Source organism: Streptomyces sp. SL06 (assembly GCF_058244745.1).
This window is the reverse complement of record NZ_JBSYOT010000002.1, coordinates 2150544-2172651: the sequence shown is the minus strand read 5'-3', so window position 1 is coordinate 2172651 and position 22108 is coordinate 2150544. Positions and strand designations below refer to the sequence as shown.

General features: G+C 71.9%; 18 protein-coding genes and 2 pseudogenes. 12 read left to right on the top strand and 8 right to left on the bottom strand.

Features of this window, described 5'->3' with window-relative positions; genetic code table 11:
- Nucleotides 1-102 precede the first annotated feature (102 nt).
- Nucleotides 103-4084, bottom strand: a pseudogene (scy, locus tag AC4IHM_RS09660) (polarized growth protein Scy).
- Between the two features lie 233 nt (nt 4085-4317).
- Nucleotides 4318-4758: a methylmalonyl-CoA epimerase gene (mce, locus tag AC4IHM_RS09655; RefSeq protein WP_490866658.1), complete on the bottom strand. Its 441-nt coding sequence runs from the start codon at nt 4756-4758 to the stop codon at nt 4318-4320.
- Nucleotides 4759-4907: 149 nt separating this feature from the next.
- Here mce and AC4IHM_RS09650 point away from each other — a divergent pair, with 149 nt between their 5' ends.
- The 3 genes from AC4IHM_RS09650 (at nt 4908) to AC4IHM_RS09640 (ending at nt 8859) form a co-directional block, all read left to right on the top strand.
- Nucleotides 4908-6131 carry an acetyl-CoA C-acetyltransferase gene (locus tag AC4IHM_RS09650; RefSeq protein WP_490866657.1) on the top strand — a complete coding sequence of 408 codons (1224 nt, stop codon included), beginning with the start codon at nt 4908-4910 and terminating at the stop codon, nt 6129-6131.
- A 58-nt stretch (nt 6132-6189) separates the two neighbouring features.
- Nucleotides 6190-7146: a methylmalonyl Co-A mutase-associated GTPase MeaB gene (gene meaB / locus AC4IHM_RS09645; RefSeq protein WP_490866656.1), complete on the top strand. Its 957-nt coding sequence runs from the start codon at nt 6190-6192 to the stop codon at nt 7144-7146.
- A 438-nt stretch (nt 7147-7584) separates the two neighbouring features.
- Nucleotides 7585-8859 (top strand): MFS transporter, encoded by a 1275-nt coding sequence (locus AC4IHM_RS09640; protein WP_490866655.1) that lies wholly within the window; start codon nt 7585-7587, stop codon nt 8857-8859.
- Nucleotides 8860-8935: 76 nt separating this feature from the next.
- Here the strand turns inward: AC4IHM_RS09640 and AC4IHM_RS09635 are convergent, their stop codons facing one another.
- The 4 genes and pseudogenes from AC4IHM_RS09635 to AC4IHM_RS09620 all read right to left on the bottom strand — a co-directional run bounded on the left by AC4IHM_RS09635 (nt 8936) and on the right by AC4IHM_RS09620 (nt 11572).
- Complete coding sequence (locus AC4IHM_RS09635; protein ID WP_490866654.1) at nt 8936-9412, bottom strand: MarR family winged helix-turn-helix transcriptional regulator; 477 nt, start codon at nt 9410-9412, stop codon at nt 8936-8938.
- 101 nt (nt 9413-9513) lie between these two features.
- Nucleotides 9514-10290 (bottom strand): annotated as a pseudogene (locus AC4IHM_RS09630) (AIM24 family protein).
- Nucleotides 10287-10937: an AIM24 family protein gene (locus AC4IHM_RS09625; RefSeq protein ID WP_490866653.1), complete on the bottom strand. Its 651-nt coding sequence runs from the start codon at nt 10935-10937 to the stop codon at nt 10287-10289. Before AC4IHM_RS09625 ends, AC4IHM_RS09630 begins: the two are co-directional and overlap by 4 nt.
- Before the next feature lie 2 nt (nt 10938-10939).
- Nucleotides 10940-11572, bottom strand: coding sequence for an AIM24 family protein (locus AC4IHM_RS09620; RefSeq protein WP_490866652.1), 633 nt, complete (start codon nt 11570-11572; stop codon nt 10940-10942).
- A gap of 227 nt (nt 11573-11799) precedes the next feature.
- On the opposite strand from AC4IHM_RS09620, the gene AC4IHM_RS09615 reads away from it, so the two are divergent.
- The 5 genes from AC4IHM_RS09615 to icmA all read left to right on the top strand — a co-directional run bounded on the left by AC4IHM_RS09615 (nt 11800) and on the right by icmA (nt 15236).
- Nucleotides 11800-12144 carry a DUF3817 domain-containing protein gene (locus AC4IHM_RS09615; RefSeq protein ID WP_490866651.1) on the top strand — a complete coding sequence of 115 codons (345 nt, stop codon included), beginning with the start codon at nt 11800-11802 and terminating at the stop codon, nt 12142-12144.
- The gene (locus tag AC4IHM_RS09610) at nt 12141-12434 is read left to right on the top strand and encodes an MTH1187 family thiamine-binding protein (RefSeq protein WP_053137231.1); all 294 of its coding nucleotides are present in this window, start codon (nt 12141-12143) and stop codon (nt 12432-12434) included. Before AC4IHM_RS09615 ends, AC4IHM_RS09610 begins: the two co-directional genes overlap by 4 nt.
- A 90-nt stretch (nt 12435-12524) precedes the next feature.
- The gene (locus tag AC4IHM_RS09605) at nt 12525-13034 is read left to right on the top strand and encodes a MarR family winged helix-turn-helix transcriptional regulator (protein ID WP_490866650.1); all 510 of its coding nucleotides are present in this window, start codon (nt 12525-12527) and stop codon (nt 13032-13034) included.
- 67 nt (nt 13035-13101) lie between these two features.
- Nucleotides 13102-13440, top strand: a complete 339-nt coding sequence (locus AC4IHM_RS09600; RefSeq protein WP_490866649.1) for a DUF3817 domain-containing protein — start codon at nt 13102-13104, stop codon at nt 13438-13440.
- 95 nt (nt 13441-13535) lie between these two features.
- The gene (icmA, locus tag AC4IHM_RS09595; RefSeq protein WP_490866648.1) at nt 13536-15236 is read left to right on the top strand and encodes a coenzyme B12-dependent isobutyryl-CoA mutase large subunit; all 1701 of its coding nucleotides are present in this window, start codon (nt 13536-13538) and stop codon (nt 15234-15236) included.
- A gap of 24 nt (nt 15237-15260) precedes the next feature.
- Here the strand turns inward: icmA and AC4IHM_RS09590 are convergent, their stop codons facing one another.
- Nucleotides 15261-15878, bottom strand: coding sequence for a TetR/AcrR family transcriptional regulator (locus AC4IHM_RS09590; protein WP_490866647.1), 618 nt, complete (start codon nt 15876-15878; stop codon nt 15261-15263).
- 237 nt (nt 15879-16115) lie between these two features.
- Here AC4IHM_RS09590 and AC4IHM_RS09585 point away from each other — a divergent pair, with 237 nt between their 5' ends.
- From AC4IHM_RS09585 to AC4IHM_RS09570, 4 genes are all read left to right on the top strand, one after another.
- Entirely contained in the window at nt 16116-17093 is a 978-nt protein-coding gene (locus tag AC4IHM_RS09585; RefSeq protein ID WP_490866646.1) for a tetratricopeptide repeat protein, read from the top strand.
- 651 nt (nt 17094-17744) lie between these two features.
- Nucleotides 17745-18377 (top strand): DUF6230 family protein, encoded by a 633-nt coding sequence (locus AC4IHM_RS09580; RefSeq protein ID WP_490866645.1) that lies wholly within the window; start codon nt 17745-17747, stop codon nt 18375-18377.
- A gap of 116 nt (nt 18378-18493) precedes the next feature.
- Nucleotides 18494-19132: a DUF6114 domain-containing protein gene (locus AC4IHM_RS09575; protein WP_490866644.1), complete on the top strand. Its 639-nt coding sequence runs from the start codon at nt 18494-18496 to the stop codon at nt 19130-19132.
- Nucleotides 19122-20543 carry a hypothetical protein gene (locus AC4IHM_RS09570; protein WP_490866643.1) on the top strand — a complete coding sequence of 474 codons (1422 nt, stop codon included), beginning with the start codon at nt 19122-19124 and terminating at the stop codon, nt 20541-20543. Before AC4IHM_RS09575 ends, AC4IHM_RS09570 begins: the two co-directional genes overlap by 11 nt.
- 68 nt (nt 20544-20611) lie before the next feature.
- Here AC4IHM_RS09570 and pyk read toward each other — a convergent pair whose 3' ends face one another.
- A complete protein-coding gene (pyk, locus tag AC4IHM_RS09565) occupies nt 20612-22042 on the bottom strand; it encodes a pyruvate kinase (RefSeq protein WP_490866642.1) in 1431 nt (476 codons plus the stop codon).
- Between the last annotated feature and the right edge of the window lie 66 nt (nt 22043-22108).

Genomic DNA, 22108 nt, shown 5'->3' with positions numbered 1-22108 from the left:
TTTTGAGTGGCTGACCCGCGGATGGCTTGCCAAAGTTCTGGCCAAGGATCTGGCCGGGACTCGGTCAAAGACCTCCAGGAGACACCGAATCCGCCCCAAACGCTAGCCGTCTGACGACTTGCCACCCGAACGCGGGGCTCCGACGGTGGCTCCGGCCTTCACCCCGTTGTCCTTGCCGCCCGTCGGTGCCTCGAAGGACTCCAACGCCTCCAGCACATCCTGCACCCGCGAGATCTCCGCGTTGATGTCCTCGCGGCGCCGCACCAGGATCTCCAGCTCGCGCTTGCCCTCGTCGACCGTGCGCCGCGCCTCCTGGACCGCCTCGGCCTTCAGCTCCTCGGCCTCCCGGACCAGGGTGGCCTTCTTCTGCTCGGCCTCCTTCAGCAGCCCCTCGGCCTTCTTCACGGCGGCGATGCGCACCTTGCCGGCCTCGGAGTTGGCCTCCGACACCAGCTCCTTGGCCTTCGCCTCCGCCTTGGCGAGCTGCTCCTCGGCGGCCTTGATGAGCGCGTCGCAGCGGTCGCCCGCCGACTTCATCGTCTCGGCGGCCTCGCGCCGGGCCCGCTCGTGCAGCTCCTCGATCTCCGAGGTGAGGCGCTCGCGCAGCTCCTCCGCGCGCTCCCTGATCGCGGTCGCGTCCCGGCGCGCGCCGACCAGCAGCTCGTCCGCGTCCGTGCGGGCCCGCTCCACCCGGCCGTTGCCCTCGACGGTCGCCTCCGAGACGATCCGGTCGGCCTCCGTGCGGGCCGCGCCGACCATCGAGTCGGCCTGCGACTCGGCGTCCGCGGTGGCCTTCTGGGCCTGCTGCCGGGCCTCGCCGAGCAGCTTGTCGGCCTCCGCCGCGGTCTCCGTGATGAGGGTGTCGACCTGCTCGGCCGCCTCCGAACGCCGTTTGTTGGCGTCCTTGCGGGCCTCGTCGAGGGTGCGCTCGGCCTCCTGGCGGGCGGCCGCGGTGACCCGCTCGGCCTCCGCGGCGGCCTCGGTCCGCACCCGCTCGGCCTCGGTGCGGATCCGCTCGGCGTGCTGCTGGGCGGAGCCGACGGTGTCGGCGGCCTCGGCCCGCAGCCGCTCCGCCTCCCCGGTGGCCTCCGCGACCATCTGCTCGGCGTGGGCGCTCGCCTCGGCCCGCACCCGGTCGGCCTCGGTGATCGTCTCCGCGGTGAGCCGTTCCGCCTCCGAGTGCGCCTCCATCCGGACCCGCGCGGCCTCGTCCGCCGCCTCGGTGCGCACGCGCTCCGCCTCGGCGACGGTCTCCGTGCGGATCCGGTCGGTGTCGGCCGCCGTCTCCGTGGTGAGCCGCTCCGCCTCGGAACGCGCCTCGGTGATCAGGGTGTCCGCCTGCGTCGCCGCGTCGGACCGGATGCGGTTGGCGTCCTCGCGGGCGTCCGCACGGGTGCGCGCGGCGGCCTGCTCGGCCTCGGCGACGGCGTCCGACGCCTCCGTGCGCACCCGCTGGGCGTGCTCGGAGACCTCGGCGCGGATCCGGTCGGCCTCCGTGATGGCCTCGGAGACCGTCCGGTCGGCCAGCGTCTTGGCGGCCTCCGTCTCCTCCTGGGCCTCGCGCCGCAGCCGCCCGGCGTCCTCGCTGGCCCGCTCCCGCTCCGCGTAGGCGTCCGCGCGGACCCGGTCCGCCTCCTCCCCGGCCTCGCGCCGGGTGCGCTCCGCCGCGTGCTCGGCGGCGCCGCGCAGTGCGGCGATCTCCTCCTGGGCCTGCTCGTGCAGACCGGCGACCGACTCCCGTACCTGCTGCGCGTGCTGCTCGGCGGCCGACACCATCTCGGTCGCGCGCCGGTCGGCCTCCTCGACCAGCCGGGTCGCCTCGGCCTGCGCCTCCTCCACCCGGTTGCGCGCCGAGGCCAGCAGCTCCTCGCTCTGCTCGCGGGCCCGCTCGCGCTCCTGGCCGGCCTCCTGCCGGGCGGACCCGAGCAGCTCCTCGGCCTCGCGGCGGCGCCTGGCGGCCTCCTCCTGGGCGGCGGCCAGCGCCTCGGAGGCCTCGGCGGCGATGCGCTCGGCGGCGGTCTGCGCCTCCGCCCGCACCCGGTCCGCGCTCTCCTGCGCCTCCGACTTCAGCCGCTCCGCCTCGACGGACGCCTCGGACCTGACCCGTACGGCGACGGCCTCGCCCTCCGCGCGGGAGGCGGACGCGTCCGCGGCGGCCTCGGTGCGCAGCCGCTCGGCCTCCGTCTCGGCCTGCTGCTGGAGCGTACGGATCCGCTCCGCCGCGTCGGCGCGCAGCCGCTCGCTCTCCTCGGCGGCCTCGCGGCGGAGCCGCTCGCCCTCCTCGCGGGCCTCGGTCAGCGCGTGCTCGGCGGCGGTGCGGCGCTCCTCGGCCTCGGTGTGCAGCCGCGTCAGCTCGTCGGCGGCCTCCGCCTGCCGGGCCTCGACGGCACGCTCGGTCTCCTCGCGCAGCTCGCGGGCGGCCCGCTCGGCGTCCGCCTGGAGTTCCTCGGCGCGCTCGGTGGCCTCCACGCGCTGCCGCTCGGCCTCGGCGCGGGTGCGCTCAAGGGTCTCCTCGGCCTGCCGGCGCAGGGTCGTCGCCCGCTCGATGGCCTCGGTGCGGACCCGCTCGCTGTCCGTCGTCGCGGTCTGGCGCAGCTCGTCCGCGTCCGCCTTGGCCTTGGCGAGCAGCTCCTCGGCGGTCTTCGCCGCCTCCTCGATCTGCGCCACGGCCTCCTTGCGGGCCTCGGCGCGGATCTTCTCGCCCTCGGCGACCGCGTCGGCGCGCAGTTGCTCGGCCTCGCCGCGCAGCCGGCGCGCCTCCTCCTGCAACTCGACCGTCTTGGCGCGGTACTCCTTGGTGTCGTCCTTCGCCGCGCCCTTGAGCTGAGTGGCGATGTCGTGCGCCTCGGCCCGCAGCCGGTCCGCCTCGGCCTCGGCCTCGGTGCGGATCCGCTCGGCCTCCTCGGTGGCCGCCTTCGTGGTCCGCTTGGCGTCCTCCGACGCCTTGTTCAGCACGTCCTCGGCGGTCTTGGCCGCCTTGGACAGCTGGGTCGCGGACTCCTCGGCGGTGAGCGTGCGGGCCTTCTCGGCGGCCTCGGTGACGATCTTCTCGGCCTCGGCGCGGGCGTCCGCGACCAGCTGCTCGGCCTCGGACTTCGTCGACTCGGCGTCCTTCGTGGCCTCGCTGACCAGCCGGGCGACCTGCTCCTTTGCGGTGCGGGTGCGCTGCTCGTTGGCCGACTCGGCGCTCGCCAGGGCCTTGGAGGCGGACTCCTTGGCCTCCGCGACGACCTTCTCGGCCTCCGCCTGGGCCTTGCGCAGCGCCTCCTCGGCCTCGGACATCCGCTGCTCGGCGGCCCGGCTCAGCTCCTGGGCCTGGCGGCGCGAGGACTCCGACTCGGTCGCGCTGGAGCTGCGCAACTGCTCGGCGTGGTCGGTGGCCTCCTGGGCCTGCGTGGAGGCGGCGTTCAGCAGCCGTTCGGCGTCGGCGCGGGCCCGGCGCAGGATCTGCTCGGCCTCGGTGCGGGCGCTCTCGGCGTCGTTGCGCAGGCGCTGGCGGGCCTCGGCGGTCAGCCGCTCCGCCTCCGCGCGGGCCGCGGCCATCGCCTGCTCGGCCTCGGTACGGGACTCGTCGAGCAGCCGGCGGGCCTGCTGCTCGGTGCGGGCGCGCAACTGCTCCGCCCAGGCCACGTTCTCGTTGACGTGCGACTCGACGGTCTGCCGGCGCTCGGCCAGCTCCTGGTCGAGCTGCTGGCGGCGGGCCACCGCCTCCTGGTGCAGCTCGGCCTGGAGCCGGGCGGCCTGCTCGGCGTGCTCCTGAAGGATGCGCTGCGTCTGCGCGCGGGCCTGGCTCAGCTCCCGCTCGGCGTCCGCCCGCAACTGGTCGGCCTGCGTCTGCGCGTTGCGCAGCAACTGCTCGGCCTGGTACCCGAGATCGCCGCCGTCGAAGGCGGGCCGGGACATGATGGTGCGCCGCGCCTCGTGCAACTTGGCGCGCAGCACCTCGACCTGGTAGCCGAGGTCCTCGGCGTGCTGGATCGCCTTTTCCCGCTCGGTCTTCAGCCGCTTCATCTCGGCCTCGAACCGAGAGAGGTGGTCGAACGTCAGCCGCCGGCTCTCGCTCCTGGCTCTCGTAGCCCCGCACTGCGCGGTCCCATCCGTCCCCTGGTCGCAAAGTTCTCCGAACGAGCTCCGTCCGTCCGACGAACGGGGCCCCCGGGGAATGGTGTCAGATCAACGGCGGGGCATGCGCTGCTGCCCCGTCGTACGCCCCCCGAAACACGACCCCGGCGATCCCGGCGTCGCCGACGACAGGACCGGGTCACCCTGGACTGAGCGGCGACCGCGCCCAACCCTACCGGCCCATATGTACGAGGGTCAGTGCTCAGGTGACTCAACAGCCGCCGAAGTGACGAGTTCCGTCAGTACGCCGTGGCAGTCCTTGGGGTGCAGGAAGGTGATCCGCGACTCCATGGAACCGCGCCGTGGCTCGTCGTACAGAACGCGTACGCCCTTCTCCCGGATGTCCGCGGCGTCCGCGTCCACATCCGCCGTACCGAAGGCGATGTGGTGGACCCCCTCGCCGTTCTTGGCCAGCCACTTGCCGACCGCGGAGTCCTCGCGGACCGGTTCGAGCAGTTGGAGGTACGAGGCGCCGCCGTCCGACGTGCCATTGATCTTGAGCATGGCCTCGCGGACCCCCTGCTCCTCGTTGACCTCGGTGTGGAACACCTCGAAGCCGTAGGTGGCACGGTAGAACTCGACAGTCGCCTCCAGGTCGTGGCAGGCGATTCCGATGTGGTCGATTCGCGTCAGCATGGACTCAGTGCAGCGCTACGGAGGTGGTTACGCAACGTGCGCGCGATCACACCGACGGCCCGATGACGGGCGCCGTACCGCTCAGTACATTCGAGTAAACCCTCGTTCACTCCGCGGCCTGTGCGGGCCGGAAAAGGGGATCGCAGCTCATGTCTTCCGGAACTCCTGGAACCTCTGGCACCAACGGCACGACCTCCGTCATCGTCGCGGGTGCCCGCACCCCGATGGGACGGCTGCTCGGCTCGCTGAAGCCCTTCTCCGGAGCCGACCTCGGCGGCTTCGCGATCAAGGCGGCCCTCGACCGCGCCGGGATCGGCGGCGACCAGGTCCAGTACGTGATCATGGGGCAGGTGCTCCAGGCCGGCGCCGGGCAGATCCCCGCGCGCCAGGCCGCCGTCAAGGCCGGCATCCCCATGAGCGTCCCGGCGCTCACCGTCAACAAGGTCTGCCTCTCCGGCCTCGACGCCATCGCGCTCGCCGACCAGCTCATTCGCGCCGGTGAATTCGATGTGATCGTCGCGGGCGGCCAGGAGTCCATGACCAACGCGCCGCACCTGCTGCCGAAGTCCCGCGAGGGCTACAAGTACGGCGCGGTGCAGATGATCGACTCCATGGCGCACGACGGTCTGACCGACTCCTTCGAGGGCATCGCCATGGGCGAGTCCACCGAGAAGTACAACACCCGCCTCGGCATCGGTCGCGAGGCCCAGGACGAGATCGCCGCCCTGTCCCACCAGCGCGCGGCGGCCGCCCAGAAGAACGGCGTCTACGAGGCCGAGATCACCCCGGTGGAGATCCCGCAGCGCAAGGGCGACCCGGTGCTGTTCAGCAAGGACGAGGGCATCCGCGCGGACACCACCGCCGAGTCGCTCGGCAGGCTGCGCCCGGCCTTCGCCAAGGACGGCACCATCACCGCCGGCTCCTCCTCGCAGATCTCCGACGGCGCGGCGGCCGTGGTCGTGATGAGCCGCGCCAAGGCCGAGGAACTGGGCCTGGAGTGGATCGCGGAGATCGGCGCGCACGGCAATGTCGCGGGGCCCGACAACTCTTTGCAGTCGCAGCCGTCCAACGCCATCCGGCACGCCCTGAAGAAGGAGGGCCTTGAGGTCGGCGACCTCGATCTGATCGAGATCAACGAGGCGTTCGCGGCCGTCGCCGTGCAGTCAATGAAGGACCTCGGCGTGTCCACCGAAAAGGTGAACGTGCATGGTGGTGCCATCGCCCTGGGCCACCCCATCGGCATGTCCGGCGCCCGGCTGGTGCTCCACCTGGCGCTGGAGCTGAAGCGGCGCGGCGGCGGGATCGGCGCGGCGGCGCTGTGCGGCGGCGGCGGCCAGGGCGACGCGCTGATCGTGCGGGTGTCCAAGGGCTGAGCCCGCGGGTACGACTCACGGTACGACTACTGACGGAACGTGGCTGAACGGAGCTGTGATGCAGGACGTCTCCTCACTGGTGGCCCAGGCCAGGGAAGGCCGACCGCGGGCCGTGGCCAGGCTGATCTCCCTGGTGGAGGGGGCGTCCCCGCAGCTCAGGGAGGTCATGGAGACGCTCGCGCCGCTGACCGGCGGGGCGTACGTGGTCGGCCTGACCGGCTCGCCGGGCGTCGGCAAGTCGACGTCCACGTCCGCGCTGGTGACCGCGTACCGCAAGCAGGGCAGGCGGGTCGGCGTCCTCGCCGTCGACCCGTCCTCCCCCTTCTCCGGCGGCGCCCTGCTCGGCGACCGCGTCCGGATGTCGGAGCACGTGTCCGACCCGGGCGTCTACATCCGCTCCATGGCGACGCGCGGCCACCTCGGCGGCCTCGCCTGGGCCGCGCCGCAGGCCATCCGCGTCCTGGACGCGGCCGGGTGCGACGTGATCCTCGTCGAGACGGTGGGCGTGGGGCAGTCCGAGGTCGAGATCGCCTCCCAGGCCGACACCTGCGTCGTCCTCCTCGCCCCCGGCATGGGGGACGGCATCCAGGCCGCCAAGGCCGGCATCCTGGAGATCGGCGACGTCTACGTCGTCAACAAGGCCGACCGGGACGGCGCGGACGCGACCGCCCGCGAGCTGAACCACATGCTGGGCCTGGGCGAGGCCCGCGGCCCCGGGGACTGGCGCCCGCCGATCGTCAAGACGGTCGCCGCGCGCGGCGAGGGCGTCGAGGAGGTCGTGGAGGCGCTGGAGAAGCACCGCGCGTGGATGGAGGAACGGGACGTCCTCACCGAACGCCGCCGCGCCCGCGCCGCCCGCGAGGTCGAGACGATCGCCGTCACCACCCTGCGCGAACGCATCGGAGACCTCCACGGCGACCGCCGCCTCGGCGCCCTCGCGGAACGCATCGTCGCGGGCGAACTGGACCCGTACCGCGCGGCGGACGAACTGGTGACAGGCCTGACCCAGACCTGACCCCGGCGCCTGGGCGAGCACACACGCGGGGCACTCACGCAGGTCACTCCGGCGGGCCGGAGACACGGCCCGGCGCGGCAACGCCGGGACGCCTCCCGGGACCGTGCGCCGGGTCGCGCGGCGTGCTGGGGCGCGGGGGCGCGGGGCGGATGTGGCCGGGCGGGGCGCTGCGGGACCGGCGTGCGGGTGCCGGGGCGTGCGGGGCACGGGGTCGCGCCGTGTCCGGGGGCGTGGGGTGCCGGGCATATCGGGCCGGGCGGGCCGGTGGGGCGGGGCGGTCCCCGGGCAAACGTCGTGCCGTTCGCGGGACGTGTTGGTAGCTTGGCCCGCGTGTTCCTCCTCTTGGCATAGGGCCCGCCCCGTACGCGACCGCCGCGCTATCCGGCCGTCGCGTGCTTCGGCGTCCCCCCGTTGCCCTCCTGTTGAGGAATCCTCCGCGTGTCCACGCCCCCTTCGCGGCCTTCGTATGCCGCCGTGCTCCGGGTCCCCCATGCCCGCCGCACCTTCGTCGCCGCCCTCGTCGGCCGGCTGTCGTACGGCACGGTCTCCCTCGCCCTGATGCTCTCCCTGGCCCGGTCCACCGGGTCGTACGCCCTGGCCGGCACGGTCATGGCGCTCTTCGGGGCGACGAGCGTCTTCCTGTCCCCCTGCCGGGCGGCCCTGGTCGACCGGCACGGCCCGCGCCGCGCCCTGCTCCCGATGGCCCTGCTGTACGCCGCCCTGCTCTGCGCGCTGGCGGCGGCCTGCGAACGCCCGGACGCACCCGCGGCCGTCCTCGCCGCGACCGCCGCATCCGCGGGCGCCTGCACACCCCCGCTCGGCCCCACGATGCGCGCGGTCTGGGCCGAACTGCTCCCCGACCGCGCCCTGTTGCAGCGCGCCTACAGCCTGGACGGCGTCGCCGAGGAACTGCTCTTCGTCTCCGGCCCGCTCCTGGTCGGCCTGCTGGTCGGCGTCGCTCCGCCGAGCGTCGGCGTCGTACTCAGCGCACTGCTGGTGGCGGTGGGCACCCTCGCGTTCGTCACCTCACCCGCGGTGGGCGCGTCGCCTCCGCCGGGGCGGAAGGACGGCGGCGCCCCGGCGGCCGGGCGAGGCGGCGCGGGCCCGGGACGGGCCCTGCTGCAACCCGTCGTCGTCGCGGCGGGCGTCGGCGTCTCGCTGAGCGCCGTCGATCTCCTCGTGGTCGCCTTCGCGGGGCAGCGCGGCCTCGGGGACGGCACGGCCGGCTGGGTGCTCGCGGCACTGTCGGCGGGCAGCGCGGTCGGCGGTCTGCTGAACGGCGCCGTCGCCTGGAGTGCGTCCGCCCGCGCCCGGCTCCCCCTCCTCGCCGCCGGACTCGGCCTGTGCCTGGCCGTCGCGGGCCTCGCCCCGGGCGTCGGGACACTGGTCGCGGCCGTCGCCTGCGCCGGCCTCTTCGTGGCACCGGCGCTGACGACGGCGTACCTGATCGCCGACGAGAGCGCGGCGCCCGGATTCCGTACCCGGGCCGGCGCATGGGTCAACACCGCGGTGAACGCCGGGAGTTCCGCCGGCGCCGCCATGGTGGGCCTGCTGGTGGAACGGCTGCCCCTGCCGGTGTGCTTCGCGATGTCCGGCGCGGTCGCCGTGGCGGCGGCGCTGGTGCCGGGGCGCCGCCGCGGCGCCGTGGCGGCCGGGCTCGCCCCGACCACCGACGAGACGCCGGCCGGACCGGGGGCCGGCCGGCGCCCGTGACATCGCGCGGCAGGCGGCGCCCTGTGCGGACTCCGCCTGCCGGGTGCCCAGGCCTCGACGGCCTACGGGGACGTGATCAGGAACGTCCCCGCTGCGCGCGCAGATGCTCCGCGATGGGCTTGAGCGCCTTGTCCAGCTCCGCCAGGGTCTCGGGGGCCAGCAGATCGATGAAGTGCCTGCGGACGGAGGCCACGTGGTGCGGCGCGACCTTTTGCATGGTCTCCATGCCGTGCTCGGTGAGGACGGCGTAGAGCCCGCGGCGGTCGGACTCGCAGTTCTCCCGCCGGACGAGGTTCGCGTTCTCCATCCGGGTGATCTGGTGGGACAGCCGGCTCTTGGACTGCATCGTGGCCGTGGCCAGGTCGCTCATCCGCATCCTGTCGCCCTCCGACTCGGAGAGGTTCACCAGGATCTCGTAGTCGTTCATCGTCAGGCCGAACGGCTGCAGGTCCTTCTCGAGCTGGTGCGCCAACAGCCTGTTGACCTCCAGGTGGGTGCGCCAGGCACACTGCTCCGTATCGGTCAGCCAGCGGGTGGCCGTCTCGGTCTCCATGAATGAAGTCTACCTAAAATGTTGAAAGGCGAACTAGTGAAGGGGTCTCCGTGACGGTGACGGTGCGCACGCGTTCGATGTCACACTCCGCAGATTACCGCTCACGGCCCGGAGTGGCGCCGGAGATCACCCGGCTGTCCGGGAAGCCCCGGTGCTCCGAACCGGCCCCCCGGCGCTCCGCGGGCCCCGGCTCAGGGCACCCCCGCCTGCCGCGGCGGAGCCCCCGTGGCCTGCTCCGCCATCAGTGCCTCGCTCGACTGCAGCAGCACCGTCCCGGCCCCCACGAACTCGAACTGGTGCTCCTCCCCGGAGGCCCCGCCCAGCCCCGTCATCGCACGTAGACCGCCCAGCACGCCGGTCAGATACCCGTGGTCGTAGTGATGGCACGGGGACGGGCAGTCGGCCCAGCCGACCAGGGCCTGCGGGTCGACCCGGATCGGCGGTTCCATGAACACCACCGGGCCGTTCGAGGCGGCCACGAACTTTCCGGTGCCGATCAGCGTCAGGAAACCCGGCACGATCGACTGCTTGAGCGCGAGACTTGGCTGAAAAGCGAGCAGGTTGCCCGAGCGAATGGTCAGGTTGCCGTCTTCGAGGTCGTACGAATTCACGTCGAAGGCCCGGTCGGCGAGGAGCATCCGGCCCGAGCCCTCGGCCACCACCCAGTCGCTCGCGTGCAGAGGCGAATGGAAGGACCTGCGCACCAGCAGGTCCAGCGGGCCGTGCCCGATCCCGTTGAACTCGATCGTCCCGTAGTAGGCGATCATCTTCCCCTTCTGCAGGAACCACTGGCTCCCCTTCAGCTCCACACAGAAGGTGTACGCGTTGACATTGTCGTCGGCCGGCAGGGTCGACGGGTCGTGGGGGACCGCGCTCACAGCTTCTCCTCCGAGGCCTGGACGAACACCGTGCCACTGCCGCTCAGCTCCAGCTGGAACGCCTCGCCGGAGCCGCGCCCCACCATGTCCCGCCAGCCCAGCGCCGTGGACAGCTTGTTGCGCACGTCGCCGTGGTGGGCGACGTAGGCCTGCGGGTCGACCCGCACCGGGCGCTGCGGGGTGATGGGGATCTCGAAGACGCCGCCGTGGGCCATCACCGCCACCGAGCCGTGGCCCTTGAGGGAGGTGGTGAACAGCCCCTGTCCGCTGACCTGCCCGCGCACCATGCCCATGACCCCGCCCTGCGAGCCCAGGAACACCGTGCTCTGCTCCAGGCTGCCCTCGAAGGCGAGGAGGCGGTCCGCCTCGACGTACAGCGTGTCGCCGGAGAGGCCGATCACCTGGACGTGGTGGCCGCCGTGCCCGAAGAACACGGTGCCGCTGCCCTCGACGGTCATCAACGGCGTGTCCTCGTTGGCCACCCGGCGGCCGATCATCGACATGACGCCGCCCCGGCCGCCCCGCAGATCGGGGGTGAAGGACACCTCTCCCTGGTACGCGAGCATCGCCCCGCGCTGGCTGTACAGCCGTTGCCCCGGTGTCACGGTCGCCCGCACCATCTTGGCGTTGATCTCCTGGAATGCCATGGTCACAGGTCCCCCGCGATCGTGTTGCGCTCGCTGGGCTGCACGTACACCAGCCCGTCGCCCTCGAAGCGGATCTGGAAGGCCTCCCCGCCGCCCTCCCCGAACAGCGTGCGGAAGGTCACACCGGACTGGAAGGACTGCCGCAGGTTCCCCTGGTGCGCGACGTACGCCCCCGGGTCGACGATCAGCGGGTACCGCGCGCTGACCCGCAGCACCACCACCTGGCCGTCCGACGTGATCGCCACCTGTCCGTGCCCCTCGACCGTGGTGGTGAACAGCCCGTTGCCCTGGGAGGCGCCGCGCGCTCCCGTGAAGCTGGTGCCGGTCCGCAGGCCGGCGTCGGCCGCCAGGAAGTTGCTGGACTCGACGTACAGCTTGTCGTCCTGGAGGCCGATGAGGTTGATCTCCGCCGCGCGGTCGGCGAACCAGCAGGTCCCGTGCCCCTTCACCTCCATCACCGTCATCCGCTCGCCGGTGATCCGCCGGGTCACCATGCCCCGGATCCCCTCACCGCCGCCGGTCAGCCTCTTGAAGGCCATCTCCCCGTCGTACGCGACCATCGAGCCGTTCTTCGCCTTGACGGCGTCCCCGGTCATGTCGACGGCGAGCACCTTGCTCTCATGGAGTCGGAACATCGCCACAGACGCGAAGGTAGCTCCCGGGCGGCCCCGCCGACAGGTCCCACGGGTGGAGAGAGCCCCCGATCCTTCCCCCAGGAGCGGGTCCGCCACGCTCGGGAGCGACCCCATCGTCCGGGCGCGTCGAAGGTTTGCCACAATGGACGCGCGCTTGTGCGCGCGTTCACAAACCGTCGGCCCGGCGTGGCCCGGCGCAACGATCCCTCTCCCACCGAAGGTGACCCGTGGACCTCAAGACCGCCACCGCCCTCCGCCGCCTCCGCCTGGTCTCGGGCCCCGAGGCGATCTCGTTCCTCCTCCTGCTCGTCTGCTCCGTCCTGAAGCGGACCACCGACTTCAACGCGGTGCCGGCGATGGGCATGATCCACGGTGTCCTCTTCGTGCTGTACGTGCTCTTCTGGGCGGACGCCTGGAACCGCGCCAAGTGGCCGCTGCGGACCGCCGCCCTCTACTTCGTCCTCTCGGTCCTGCCGACCGGCGGGTTCTTCGCCGAGCGCAAGCTCAGGCGCGAGGCCGAGGACGCGGTCATCGCCTCCCGCGCCCGCCAGGAAGGGGTGGTGGGCGCATGATCGTCGCCTTCTCCGTGACGCCGCTCGGCGTCGGCGAGGACGTGGGGGAGTACGTCGCCGACGCCGTCCGGGTGGTGCGCGAGTCGGGCCTGCCGAACCGCACCGACGCGATGTTCACGTCCGTCGAGGGCGAGTGGGACGAGGTCATGGACGTCGTCCGGCGGGCCGTCGCCGCCGTGGAGGCGCGGGCGCCGCGCGTCTCCCTGGTCCTCAAGGCGGACATCCGCCCCGGTGTGACGGACGGTCTGACGTCGAAGGTCGACACGGTGGAACGGCACCTGGCCGGCTGAGCCGCCGCGGTCGCCCCGCACGCCCGCCGTCGGTATCGAAAGGCGAGACGGGGCTGACCGGGATATGACCGGCCGGTAGGGTCTGATGCCGTGCCGAAGCCCCTCAGTCTCACGTTCGATCCCATCGCCCGCGCCGACGAACTCTGGAAGCAGCGCTGGGGCGGTGTGCCCTCGATGGCCGCGATCACCTCGATCATGCGGGCGCAGCAGATCCTGCTCGCCGAGGTCGACGCGGTGGTCAAGCCGTACGGGCTGACCTTCGCGCGGTACGAGGCGCTGGTGCTGCTCACCTTCTCCAAGTCGGGCGAGCTGCCGATGTCCAAGATCGGTGAGCGCCTCATGGTGCACCCCACGTCCGTGACGAACACCGTCGACCGGCTGGTCAGGTCGGGCCTGGTGGACAAGCGCCCCAACCCCAACGACGGCCGCGGCACGCTGGCCACGATCACCGCCAAGGGCCGCGAGGTCGTCGAGTCGGCCACCCGCGACCTGATGGCGATGGACTTCGGCCTGGGCGCGTACGACGCGGAGGAGTGCGGCGAGATCTTCGCGATGCTCCGGCCGCTGCGGGTGGCCGCGGGGGACTTCGGCGAGGACTGAACGGGGTCCGGGCGGGTCGCCGGGGGTGCCGCAAGATCGCGCGAAACGGATGGTTACGCTCGTACGCATGAAAAAGAGCGTGCTGACCCGCTACCGGGTCATGGCGTATGTCACCGGTGTGCTGTTGATCGCGCTGTGCCTCGGCATGATCGCCAAGTACGGGCTGGACATGGACGGCGCCGCCGACTTCACCCGTGTCGTCAGCATCGCGCACGGCTGGCTCTACGTCGTCTACCTCGTCTTCGCCTTCGACCTGGGCGCCAAGGCGAAGTGGAAGGTCGGCAAGCAGCTGTGGGTGCTGCTGGCCGGGACGGTCCCGACCGCGGCGTTCTTCGTGGAGCGCAGGGTCAGCCAGGAGCTGGAGGCCAAGGTCGCCGCCGACGCGCCCGCGGCGGTCAAGGCGTAGCCGGCCCTTCCGGACCCTTCTCACCGCCGTACGGACACCCGTACGGCGGCTCCCCATCGACATTTACTTGGACATGTCCTAGTAAATTCGAGGGTATGGACGCTGACGCCATTGAGAAGGGCCGCCTTCGGTGGCAGGCCCGGTACGACGCGGCGCGCAAGCGCGACGCGGACTTCACCACGCTCTCGGGAGATCCCGTGGAGCCTGTCTACGGGCCACGGCCCGGCGACGAGTACGAGGGATTCGAGCGGATCGGCTGGCCGGGGGAGTACCCCTTCACCCGCGGCCTGCATCCGACCGGATACCGGGGGCGCACCTGGACCATCCGGCAGTTCGCCGGGTTCGGGAACGCCCAGCAGACCAACGAGCGCTACAAGATGATCCTCCGCAACGGCGGCGGCGGACTCTCGGTCGCCTTCGACATGCCGACGCTGATGGGCCGCGACTCCGACGACCCGCGCTCGCTCGGCGAGGTCGGCCACTGCGGGGTCGCCATCGACTCGGCCGCCGACATGGAGGTGCTGTTCCAGGACATCCCGCTGGGGGACGTGACCACCTCCATGACCATCAGCGGGCCCGCCGTGCCCGTCTTCTGCATGTACCTGGTCGCCGCCGAACGGCAGGGCGTCGACGCGTCCGTGCTCAACGGCACGCTCCAGACCGACATCTTCAAGGAGTACATCGCCCAGAAGGAGTGGCTGTTCCAGCCCGAGCCCCACCTGCGGCTCATCGGCGACCTCATGGAGTACTGCGCGGCCGGCATCCCCGCCTACAAGCCGCTCTCCGTCTCCGGCTACCACATCCGTGAGGCCGGGGCGACGGCCGCGCAGGAGCTGGCCTACACGCTGGCGGACGGCTTCGGATACGTGGAGCTGGGGCTGTCGCGCGGTCTGGACGTGGACGTGTTCGCGCCGGGCCTGTCCTTCTTCTTCGACGCGCACCTCGACTTCTTCGAGGAGATCGCCAAGTTCCGCGCGGCCCGCCGCATCTGGGCCCGCTGGATGCGGGACGTGTACGGCGCGCAGAGCGACAAGGCGCAATGGCTGCGCTTCCACACCCAGACCGCCGGTGTCTCGCTCACCGCCCAGCAGCCCTACAACAACGTGGTGCGTACGGCCGTGGAGGCGCTGGCGGCGATCCTCGGCGGCACCAACTCCCTGCACACCAACGCCCTGGACGAGACCCTCGCGCTGCCCAGCGAGCAGGCCGCGGAGATCGCGCTGCGCACCCAGCAGGTGCTGATGGAGGAGACCGGGGTCGCCAACGTCGCCGACCCGCTGGGCGGTTCCTGGTTCATCGAGCAACTGACGGACCGCATCGAGGCCGATGCCGAGAAGATCTTCGAGCAGATCAAGGAGCGGGGCCTGCGCGCCCACCCGGACGGACGGCACCCCATCGGACCGGTCACCTCCGGCATCCTGCGCGGCATCGAGGACGGCTGGTTCACCGGCGAGATCGCCGAGTCCGCCTTCCGCTACCAGCAGGCACTGGAGAAGGACGACAAGAAGGTCGTCGGCGTCAATGTCCACACCGGCTCGGTCACCGGCGACCTGGAGATCCTGCGGGTCAGCCACGAGGTCGAGCGCGAGCAGGTGCGGGCCCTCGGCGAGCGCAGGACCGCCCGCGACGACGCGGCCGTACGCACCGCGCTGGACGGGATGCTCGCCGCGGCCAGGTCCGGCGGCAACATGATCGCCCCCATGCTGGACGCCGTACGCGCCGAGGCGACCCTCGGCGAGATCTGCGGCGTGCTGCGCGAGGAGTGGGGGGTGTACACGGAACCTCCGGGCTTCTGACCCCTTCGGCCCGGCCCGCGGGGGCTACTCCCCGCCGGCCAGGCCTGTCAGGAGGACGCGGGTGAGGCCGCGCACCCAGTCCTCGTCCGCGGCCTCCGCGCTGACCAGCGTGCGGTGCACCACCGCGCCGGCGACCACGTCGAAGATCAGGTCCACCGTGCGGGCCGACTGCGAGGCGTCCGGCTCGGGCGGCAGCTCGCCCCTGGCCTGGGCGCGGGACCGGCCCTCCAGCACCAGCCGCTTCTGCCGCTCGACGATCGACGTGCGGATGCGCTCGCGCAGCGCGTCGTCGTGCGTGGCCTCGGCGACCACCGCCATCAGACCGCTCCTGGCCTCCGGACGCGCCAGGATCGCCGCGAACTGGAGCACCACCCCCTCGATGTCGGCGGCCAGCGAACCGCGGTCGGGGAGCCGGAGTTCGTCGAACAGCTCCGCCACCGCGTCGACCACCAGCTCGTTCTTGCCCGCCCAGCGGCGGTAGAGCGTCGTCTTGGCGACCCCGGCCCGGGTCGCCACGTCCCCCAGCGTGAGCCTCGACCAGCCCAGCTCCACCAGGGCGGCCCGCGTCGCGGCCAGGATCGCGGTGTCCGCCGCGGCACTGCGCGGGCGTCCGGCACGGCCGGCGGGGATGCTGCTCTGCATGCCCCGACCTTAACCGGCGGGTAACCCGGGACCGGCCGTGAGAGAGATCACCGGGAGGGGGTGTTCCGACGGCCCGTCATGGCATTACGCTACGACTCGTAGCGAAAGCGCGGGCCCGGCCCGCGTCCCAGCGACGACCACGGGCGTGGGGTGGGGACCCGGCGCCGACCGAACACTTCAGGGCGGGCTTTCGGCCCGCTTTTCACACGCGCGCACCGTACGGGGGAGGATAGACCCATGCAGCCACGGAACATGTCCATGAGCGGGGTCGTCGACCTCGCCGCGGTGAAGGCGGCCCAGGAGGCCAAGGCGAAGGCGGAGCAGGCGCGAGCCGACGCGGCCAGGAACGGCGGGACGGGAGGCGTCTCCCCGGCCGACCTCGTCATCGAGGTCGACGAGGCCCGCTTCGAGAGCGATGTCCTGCAACGGTCCACCGAGGTCCCGGTCGTCATCGACTTCTGGGCCGAGTGGTGTGAGCCCTGCAAGCAGTTGAGCCCGGTCCTGGAGCGGCTCGCCGTCGAGTACAACGGGCGCTTCCTCCTCGCCAAGGTCGACGTCGACGCCAACCAGATGCTGATGCAGCAGTTCGGTGTCCAGGGCATCCCGGCCGTGTTCGCGGTCGTGGCCGGACAGGCGCTGCCGCTCTTCCAGGGCGCCGCGGGCGAGGCCCAGATCCGCCAGACCCTCGACCAGTTGGTGCAGGTCGCCGAGCAGCGCTTCGGCCTGACCGGTCTCGTCGTCGACCCCGACGCGGAGCCGGGTGAGCGGCCCGCCGCCGCTCCCGAGCGCCCGGCCGGTCCGCACGACGCGGCGCTGGAGGCCGCCGTGCGGGCGCTGGACGCGGGCGATCTCGCCGGTGCCGTCCAGGCGTACAAGAATGTGCTGGCCGACGAGCCCGGCAACACCGAGGCCAAACTGGGCCTGGCCCAGGCCGAGTTGCTCCAGCGGGTGCAGGACGCCGACCCGCAGCGAGTGCGCCAGGACGCAGCCGACCGGCCGGGCGACGCCCAGGCGCAGATCGTCGCCGCCGACCTGGATCTGGTGGGCGGTCATGTGGAGGACGCCTTCGGGCGTCTCATCGACACGGTCCGCGTCACGGCCGGGGACGAGCGGGACGCCGTACGGCTGCGGCTGCTGGAGCTGTTCGAGGTGGTCGGCGCCGACGACCCGCGGGTGGCCGCGGCGCGCAGGGCGCTGGCCCGCGCCCTGTTCTGACGGGCGGCAGGACCCCGGCGGTGACCGGTTGTCGGCCGTCCGCCGGGGTGTTGCTCCTGTGAAGGAGCTGTCGACGGGGCGCCAAAGCGGCCGCGCTTTGCCAAATCTTGGCAATCGCGGCCGCTGTTACTGCTAGTAAGTCGGCGCCGTCGATCTGTCAGAATCTGTCCGTCGATCAATGGTTTTGTTCTGCCCTCATGGCGTACCCAGCGTCGCCGTTCGAGGCCCGCGTGTCGTCTCGTGGTTATCCGGCCGTTACTAGCGAGTAACGAACCCCCTTGTGTCGACGGCGAGAATGCACCACGATCGGCGACGCTCGGTCCCTTCCCGTACCCCGAAAGCCAGTCGGGGCGCGGGGGTTCCTGGGTCCCCACCGAGCAGAGCCGGCGGCAGTGGCGCCGGCTCTTGGGCAGGGGGGTCTTCGCTCCCTGGGCGAAGCCTGTCCAGCAGGGTTGTGCGTGATGCGTGTCAGGCGCGACCAGTGGTTGTCGCTCGGGGGTGATCGCCGGTGATTCGGGCGCGTTGTACGCGCCGCCGACCGCGGGCGCTCTCCTTCCCGAGGACGTAGCACTTCTCCCATCCCTGCCAGGCCGAGCCGCCGATCCGGGGGCCGGCCGAGGCCAGGAGATGTACGTCCGAGAAGGAGGAAATATGGAGTCCCAGGTGCGTGGCGGGACCAGATGGAAGCGGTTCGCCGTGGTCATGGTGCCCAGCGTGGCCGCCACGGCTGCGATAGGCGTCGCGCTGGCACAGGGCGCGCTGGCCGCGTCGTTCAGTGTCTCCGGCCAGTCGTTCAAGGTGACGGCGGACCGGCTCGACGGCACGGGCTTCTCCCAGTACGGGGCGATCGACTCGGGTTACACGCTGCAGGGCGAGAAGACGGCCCACCCCGTCGCCGTCTCGGCGTTCAAGTCCGCGTCCATCAAGAACATGTGTCAGTCCGTTGTCACCCCGGACATCCCGCTGCTCGGTTCGGTCAGCCTCGTGCTGAAGGCCGGCGGCGGCGACAAGCCGGTCGAGGCCGAGAACCTGTACATCGATGTCGAGGACCTCCAGGCCGATGCCACGTTCCGCGGCATCGACATCGGTGTGGCGGCCAAGGACGCCGTCAAGGGTCCCGGCATCAAGAAGGGCGACACGGCGAACCCGTACGGATTCGCGCAGCAGGCCGACTCGGCCACGCTGACCGGTGTGAAGCAGACGGCGTGGGCGACCACCGCCGGCACCTTCAAGCTCAGCGGTCTGAAGATGTCGCTGTCCAAGGGTGTCAAGGAGTGCTACTAAGCACACCTTGACGGGCGGGGGAGCCGGTGGCGCCCCCGCCCGTCCCTCCCCGGCCGCGGTCTCGCCCGCGGCCCACAACTCCACCACAGCAAAGCCGTACCAGGGAGCTGTTTTCCATGAGCGCCGAGACCCCTGCCGCCACCGGCCAGTTCACCCGCCGAAGGCTGCAGTTCCGTGCCTGGCGAGGCACGCGGCCGTTCTGGGCCGGCCTGTTCGTCGCGCTCGGCGGACTCCCCATCGCCTACTTCCCGTACGCGAATCTCCAGATCGGCCACCTGACGCTGGCGATGGCCACCACCGCGGGTGCCGGGTCCCTGATCATCGGCGTGCTGCTGGTCGTCCTGGGCGTCAGCCTGTGGTTCCAGAAGCACGTCCGGGTCTTCGCGGGCGTGGCGGCGATCCTGCTGGCGCTGGTGTCCATCCCCGTGTCCAACCTCGGCGGTTTCCTCATCGGCTTCCTGCTCGCGCTGGTCGGCGGGGCGATGGCGGTGTCGTGGGTGCCCGGCGAGCCGCCGCGGGACGAGCCGCCGCTTCGGGACGAGCGAACGGGCGACGCCCCCGAGGGCGTGGTCCCCGGCACCGCGGGCCCCGGCGTCCCGGCGCCCGGCACCCCGGCGTCCGACGCCACGATTCCGCAGCCGCGGGACGGGACGGACGGTGGGCGTCACTCCCAGGCCTTCGAGGCACTGGGAGCGAACGAACTGTCAGGAACGAGCCCGGCCAACGGGGCGAACGGGAGGCACAGTGCCGGCTGACGAGGTGACCCGCGGGACTGACGTGGAGTCGTCCCGTGTGAGAACCGGGCCGCGCCACGCGGCACCCAAGAAGCCGTTGTTCACCAGGCTCCACATGCCGGCCGGGAAGGCGATCGCCCTGGCGGCGATGCCCACGGCCGTCCTCATGGGGATGGGGTTCACCCCGACGCTGGCCGTCGCCGACGGCAACGACGCGGCGCCGCCGACCTCCAACAGCCTGACGGCCGACGAGTACAAGGACTGTGTGGCGGCCATCGAGGACGCCGCCGAGGGCGAGTCGCCCACGCCTTCGCCCTCGGCGACGGACGGGGCAGAGGACGGCAAGGACGACGCCGACGAGCCCAATTCCTCGGCCTCCGCGGGGGAGTCGGGTGCGGACAAGGGCGGGTCCTCTTCGTCGGATTCAGGTTCCGACGACAAGGACACCAAGGGCACCGACGCCAAGGGCCCCGCCGCCAAGGACGCCGAGGCCGGCGCCTCCGACGCGGCGGGCAAGGCCGGTCCCGCCCCGAGTCCCTCCGCGTCCGAGAGCGGGGACCCGTCCGGCGCGAGCGCCGCGGAGCCGTCCCCCTCCGCTTCCGAGAGCAAGGGCGGCGGTCTGCTGGGCGGCCTCGGCGATGTCCTGGGGGGCCTGCTCACCGGCGGCAAGAAGGCCGAGGAGAGCCCCAGCGCCGAGGCCACCCCGTCCGCCTCCGAGAGCGCCGCCAAGGAGGCCCCCGACCCCGTGCGGGACACGGTCGGCAAGGTCACCGACACGGCGAAGGACACCGTCGGGGACGCGGCCGACGCGGCGTCCAAGGCGGCCGGGGACACCGTGGAGTCGGTCGGCAAGGCGGCCGGCGGGGCGAAGGAGACCGACGGCGAGGACGGGGAGGCGGCCGGAAAGGCCACCGCCTCGCCGAGCCCGAGCGCCTCCGAGAGCGCCGGGACGGACGTGGACGACTGCCCGGTCGCCACGGACGCGGAGGGCGGCGTCGACAACCAGGTGCCGCTGCCCGACGACCCCTGGTACCTCAACGCCAGTTCACTGCTGCTGAAGGGCGCCTCCTACAAGGGCGTCGTCCAGGTGAGGACGGCCGACGGCACCACCAAGAAGGTGCTGAAGTACGTCATATCCAACGGCACCGACATCGGCGACCTGCACCAGACGGTGAACGACGAGCAGTCCGGCAGGACTTACCACGTGCAGGCGGCCAAGGGCTCGACGTCCACGATCCGCGACGGCGACACGGTGATGTACACCGAGAGCATCTCGGGCAACCTGCTCGGGCTGATCCCGATCACCTTCGACCCGGACAACCCGCCGCCGCTGGACATCCCGCTCATCTACTTCACCAAGGTGACGGTCGTCCAGGCCGGCCAGTTCGGCGGCACGCTGCACGTACCGGGACTGCACCAGTACACGACCTGAGCGGCACCCACACGAGCCGAGGGCGCCCCCGACCACGGGGGCGCCCTCGGCGCGCGGGGCGGGGAGCGTCAGGAGCGCCGGGTCTCGCCCAGGTGGTGCACGCGGACCATGTTGGTGGTGCCGGGCACGCCGGGGGGCGAGCCTGCGGTGATCACGACGATGTCGCCGTCGTTGAACCGGCCGAGGCGGACCGTCTCCTGGTCCACCAGGTCGACCATCTCGTCGGTGCTGTTCACGAACGGCACCACGTGCGGCTCCACGCCCCAGCTGAGCGTCAGTTGGTTGCGGGTGGACTCGTCGGAAGTGAAGGCGAGGATCGGCTGGACCGCGCGGTAGCGGGAGAGCCGGCGGGCGGTGTCACCGGACTGGGTGAAGGCCACCAGTCCCTTGCCGCCGAGGAAGTCGGCGATCTCGGCTGCGGCACGGGCCACCGAACCGCCCTGCGTGCGCGGCTTCTTGCCCGGCACCAGCGGCTGGAGGCCCTTGGAGAGCAGCTCCTGCTCGGCGGCCGTGACGATCTTCGACATCGTCTTGACGGTCTCGATCGGGTACGCGCCCACGCTCGACTCGGCGGACAGCATCACCGCGTCGGCGCCGTCCAGGATCGCGTTGGCCACGTCGGAGGCCTCGGCACGGGTCGGCCGGGAGTTGGTGATCATCGACTCCATCATCTGGGTCGCCACGATCACCGGCTTGGCGTTGCGCCGGCACAGCTCGATCAGGCGCTTCTGCACCATGGGGACCTTCTCGAGCGGATACTCGACGGCCAGGTCGCCGCGGGCGACCATCACGCCGTCGAACGCCATCACGACGTCCTCCATGTTCTCGACCGCCTGCGGCTTCTCCACCTTGGCGACGACCGGGACGCGGCGGCCCTCCTCGTCCATGACGCGGTGCACGTCGGCGACGTCCTTGGCGTCCCGGACGAAGGAGAGGGCGACCAGGTCGCAGCCCATGCGCAGCGCGAACCGCAGGTCCTCGATGTCCTTCTCGGACAGCGCGGGGACGTTGACCGCGGCGCCGGGCAGGTTGATGCCCTTGTGGTCGGAGATGACGCCGCCCTCGATGACCATCGTCCGCACCCGGGAGCCGTCGACCTCGATGACCTTCAGCTCGACGTTGCCGTCGTTGATGAGCACCTGGTCGCCCTTGGTGACATCGCCGGGCAGGCCCTTGTACGTCGTGCCGCAGATCGTCCTGTCGCCCGGCACGTCGTCGGTGGTGATGGTGAACTCGTCACCGCGCATCAGCTCGACGGGGCCCTCCGCGAAGGTCTCCAGGCGGATCTTGGGGCCCTGGAGGTCGGCGAGGACACCGACGGCCTGGCCGGTCTCCTTGGCGGCGGCCCGGACCCGGTCGTAGCGGCCCTGGTGCTCGGCGTGGCTGCCGTGGCTGAAGTTGAAGCGGGCCACGTTCATGCCGGCCTCGATCAGCGTGACGAGCTGCTCGTGGGAGTCGACCGCGGGGCCGAGAGTACAGACGATTTTCGAACGGCGCATGGGGCGATCCTATCGGTTTGTTTCGCTGCGGAATATTCCGGCCGGCGGGAGATACACATGGGCGCC